This window comes from Roseomonas sp. 18066 (assembly GCF_902706185.1).
Classification (GTDB): domain Bacteria; phylum Pseudomonadota; class Alphaproteobacteria; order Acetobacterales; family Acetobacteraceae; genus Pseudoroseomonas.
Map to the genome: position 1 here is coordinate 1 of NZ_CACSJM010000380.1, position 424 is coordinate 424.

At 70.3% G+C, this 424-nt stretch carries 1 pseudogene; it reads left to right on the top strand.

The features are described 5' to 3' along the window. Window positions 1–424, top strand: a pseudogene (locus GVN67_RS29330) (ammonium transporter); the annotation flags it as partial.

Consider the following 424-nt stretch of genomic DNA (forward strand, 5'->3'; position numbering starts at 1 on the left):
CCGCCGGCCTGCTCGCCTGGGCCCTTGTGGAGCGGTTCCGCCATGGCGCCGCCACCAGCATGGGCGCCGCGTCCGGCCTGATCGCAGCGCTGGTGGCCATCACCCCCGCCTGTGGCGCCGTCAGCCCGCTGGGCGCCCTGGCCATCGGCGCCATCGCCGGGGCCGTCTGCTCGCTGGCCATTGAATGGAAGTTCCGCCTCGGCCTCGACGATTCCCTCGACGTCGTCGGCGTCCACCTGGTGGGCGGCATCATCGGCACCCTGCTGATCGGCCTTTTCGCCACCGACAAAGCGCCCAACGGCGTCAGCGGCCTGTTCTACGGCGGCGGCTTCCAACAGCTGGGCGTCCAGGCCCTGGCCACCGTCACGGTATTGGTGTACTCCTTCGGCATCACGTGGGTCCTGGCCAAGATCCTGGACAAGGC